The sequence below is a fragment of the Occallatibacter sp. genome (genome assembly GCF_049802275.1).
Taxonomy (GTDB): Bacteria; Acidobacteriota; Terriglobia; order Terriglobales; family Acidobacteriaceae; genus Telmatobacter.
Map to the genome: position 1 here is coordinate 1 of NZ_JBARMD010000727.1, position 3,878 is coordinate 3,878.

Consider the following 3,878-nt stretch of genomic DNA (forward strand, 5'->3'; position numbering starts at 1 on the left):
TTGTGATAATCGCTCGGCCTGCGATTGCCATCTGCGTCTACGCGGCTGCTCCACGCATAGCGCGCGATCCACCCACTCTGTTGTTCGTCTGTTTCGGTAGAGAGTGGTTCCTCGCAGTGATAGCTCGCAAAGCACACAATGGCAGACCGCGCCCATGAGAACGGCGTGTCAACGCGCGCGCGCAACAGTTCGCCGGTTTCATCTATGCGTGAAAGATAACGCATACTTCCGGCATGGCCCGCCGCAATCCACTGTGTGAAGCGGCTCGCATCGCGAGACGCTTCACCATGCGGTAAAGCGACCAGGCCGGCATTGCTGAATCCACAAGCCTTACCCAGGTCTTGGACTGTCTCGCTATTGAGATGTGTCGCGCCCGAATCCAACTCTGCACCCGCTTCATCAAATATATGGAACTTCTTCATATCCTCCATGCGTAGAGATCACCATGATCAGCCGGGTAAGCAAACATCCCTTACCCGGGACTCCGATGAGACTGTTCGAATGTGGACGCGAAACAGGGATTTCGAACAGTCAGACCGTTAGCAAAATTCGGAGCGTAGCTCGTATCCCTTGTCGTTTCAGTAGATACCACAAGCTCTGCTTTGGCGACTCGGATGCAAACAAGAGGACGAGAAGCCGATCCCCCGTTTCTTCGGCTTTTCCTGTGGACGCCGCGGATAGGCGTTTCAAGGGAGGTATTTTTATGACACGCAATTATCAAAACGTTATGGACAGAACGATCACCATTCAGGGCAATCTGCACGAGCTGGTGCGCGGTGAGGAACAACGGCTGGTGAATGAACTCAAGCCCGCCGTGCGCGAGCAATCGGTCACGCTCGACATGCGCAACATCGAACGTATCGACGCCGCCGGCATCGCCGTGCTTATCTCTCTCTACGGAGAGGCGCGCATGGCCGGACACGAGTTCGCGATCATCAACGCATCGCACCGTGTCGTAGAAATTCTCGAACTGGTCGGCCTAGACCGCATCCTCATCTCGGGCGAACCCTCGCGTTGCCCCGATCAACCCTGCTACGAGATGCCGGCCGCGTAGTCCTGGCAGATTTGTGATCTGACATACGCGCGGCCTGTCTCGCAGTGCGAAGCACCTTTGTTACCGGCAATGATCAGGCCCGGTTCTTTGTTCTTTCCAGCACAAGCGAGTACCCTCGATATGCAAATGCACAGTTTGTGCATGGCATCGCTCTTGTAAGCCTAATTTCCTCTTGCCATCCGTTTGCTCTCCACCCATTTCATCTCCCGCCTTTCCGATACCGATTCCCGGGGTACTTCGCTACGGATCTGGATGTCAAGGATGGCGTAACCGGCCCGCTGATTCGCTGTAAGCTGGAAGTCTAACTCACTTCTACGGAGCGCCAATGCTCTTTCTGATTCTAGGAAAAGGAAAAACCGGCTCCCTCGTTGCCGAGGTAGCGCGTGAGCGCGGCCACGGCGTCCGCGCGCTCGACATCAATGAGAATCAGCACGCCTCGGCACTCACAGCGCCTAACCTTGCCGGCGTCGACGTGGTAATCGACTTCACCACCCCCGAAGCCGCTGTCGAGAACATGCGCGCCGTCCTCGCGCTCGGTTGCCGCATTGTCGTCGGCACCACCGGCTGGTACGCGCACCTGCCCGAGTTGAAAGCAATTGCTGAACGTCGAGAAGGCGGTTTGCTCTATGGCACCAACTTCTCCATCGGCGTACAAAAGCTTTTCCGCCTCACCGCGGAGCTGGCGAAGATTGAGGGCTACAAGTTCGGCATCAGCGAGACGCATCACACCTCGAAGCTCGACGCGCCCTCAGGCACCGCGATCACGCTCAAGCAGATCATCCATTCAGTCCAGCCCGGCATCGATGTGCCGATCGAGTCGCACCGCGTTGGCGATGCCAACGGCGAACACATCGTCACAGCGAAAAGCGACTACGACATCATCGAGCTTCGCCACGATGCCCACTCGCGCCGTGGCTTCGCGGTCGGCGCAGTCCGCGCCGCTGAGTGGCTCAACGACAAGTCCGGCGTCTGGGAGTTCCGCGAGATCTTCGATCAGCTGTAACATCGTGAGCGATGACGATCGTTATTTCAGAAAGCAAGAAGAAGGGAGCGCGTTGCTGTGGCTATCTGCAGCTGTGGTGCATCTGAATCGAAATTTAAGCAGGTGGCCGCCTCGATCCTGCTCCTTGTAGTGATCTCTTCGATCTCGGCGCAAACAACGCAGCACCCCGAGCCGGCCATTCCCTCTCTAAAACCATCGCAGCTTCCCACCGCCTATGACATCGTTTCGGTTAAGCCACACAAAGATGATCCGGCTGTTGGCTCGTGGTGGCGCACCACTTCCACCGGCTTTTCGGCAAGCGGGCCTGTTCGCAGCCTCGTCATGAGTGCGTACAACCTCATCATGCTCGACCAGATTTCCGGCCTTCCGGATTGGGCGGAAAGAGAAAACTTCGATATCGAGGGCAAACTCGATGCTGACACAGCCGAGATCTTCGGCAAACTCTCACGAAGCGATCAGAGCAGGCAACGCCAGTTAATGATGCGGGAATTGTTGGCCGATCGATTCAGGCTCAGCGTTCGTGTGGAGGAGAAGGACCTCCCCGTCTACAACCTGGTCATCGCCAAAAACGGGATCAAAATGAAAGAAGTACCGCCATCTGAGAACAGCGGATACCGCATGGGAATGGGGAGTATCAACAGTAAAGGCATGGACGTCGCAGCTCTCGCTGCAAGTCTCTCCAATCCCGCCGGCCGCAAGATCATCGACAAGACTGGCCTCACTGGTAAATACGAGATCAATCTCAACTGGGCGTGGAACGATGAACCGGGTTCTGCCGACGCCGGTCCATCCATCTTTACCGCGCTGCAGGAGCAACTCGGCCTCAAGCTTGAACCTGCAAAGGCGCCCATTGACGTGGTCCTGATCGACCACATCGAGCGCCCTTCGGAGAATTAAGTAGCTTTGAGCCTGACGGGGACCTATTTGCCGCCAGAACCAAACACCACGGTGATGTTCGTCTCCACGGACACAGGCTGATTGTCGAGCATGTAAGGCTTATATTTCCAGGTCCTCACCGCATCGACGGCCGCCGGCGCCAGCATCTTTGGACCGCTCAGCACCTGCACGCCTTCAATCGTGCCTTGTTTAGTGATCGTGGCTTTCAGGAGGACCTTACCCGTAACGTGGGCCTCCTGCGCGAACTTGGGATATACCGGCGGCGTCTTGTGGATAATCATGCCGTCGGCCACACCGGCTGAAATCGCCACTACATGAGACGTGACCTTTCCCCTGTTTGCGTTACCGAACACCGATCCCGGAATCACATTATTATCTTCCAGCGCCACCGGTCCCGGAGCTGCTGGAGGCGGCTCGTCTGGCGGTGCGGGCTTCTTGATCTGTCCAGCGATCCGCGTCGGTGCAACAAGCTGCGCTGCCATTGCATCGGGCGAGACGGGCTCAGAGCTGGCGGACTCAGTCTCGTCCGAAGGAATCGGCGCCGACGCGGGCGACGGCTTTGCGATTGCGATTCCAGCGGTCGGTTTTGCGACAGGATTTGCAACTGGAGCAACAACTGTTTCCGGTTGGCTTTGGACCGGAGCTGATTGTTGCTTCGGCTGCGTCGCCGCGGGGGTTTGGGACGAAGGACGAGTGAAGACAACCAGCAGTATGAGCCCGAGCACCACCGGTCCAGCAGCAATCAGAATCCACTTGATCCAGTTGGCGCCCCGTTTCTCTGCTTCCTCGTCTGGCTGCGAATCAGTTTGGGCATGGGAGGAACGGAACAGGTCCACTGCTACCGGAGGACGTTCGATGGCCGGAAGCGACGCTGCGTCAGGGATCGATACCGCGCCCGGTATGGGACGAGACGCGGCCTCGACC

4 protein-coding genes and 1 pseudogene are annotated in these 3,878 nt (G+C 57.5%); 3 read left to right on the top strand and 2 right to left on the bottom strand.

From position 1 onward, the window contains the following. Positions 1 to 422: pseudogene (locus WA354_RS24420) on the bottom strand (hypothetical protein); the annotation flags it as partial. Between the two features lie 281 nt (positions 423 to 703). Here WA354_RS24420 and WA354_RS24425 point away from each other — a divergent pair. The 3 genes from WA354_RS24425 (at position 704) to WA354_RS24435 (ending at position 2,954) form a co-directional block, all read left to right on the top strand. Then, positions 704 to 1,054: an STAS domain-containing protein gene (locus WA354_RS24425; protein WP_472815633.1), complete on the top strand. Its 351-nt coding sequence runs from the start codon at positions 704 to 706 to the stop codon at positions 1,052 to 1,054. A gap of 325 nt (positions 1,055 to 1,379) precedes the next feature. Beyond that, positions 1,380 to 2,057 (top strand): 4-hydroxy-tetrahydrodipicolinate reductase, encoded by a 678-nt coding sequence (locus WA354_RS24430; protein ID WP_472815634.1) that lies wholly within the window; start codon positions 1,380 to 1,382, stop codon positions 2,055 to 2,057. 102 nt (positions 2,058 to 2,159) lie between these two features. Beyond that, the gene (locus WA354_RS24435) at positions 2,160 to 2,954 is read left to right on the top strand and encodes a TIGR03435 family protein (RefSeq protein ID WP_472815635.1); all 795 of its coding nucleotides are present in this window, start codon (positions 2,160 to 2,162) and stop codon (positions 2,952 to 2,954) included. 23 nt (positions 2,955 to 2,977) lie between these two features. On the opposite strand, the gene WA354_RS24440 is transcribed toward WA354_RS24435, so the two are convergent. Beyond that, positions 2,978 to 3,878 (bottom strand): energy transducer TonB (locus WA354_RS24440; protein ID WP_472815636.1); only part of this gene is annotated, 901 nt, incomplete at its 5' end.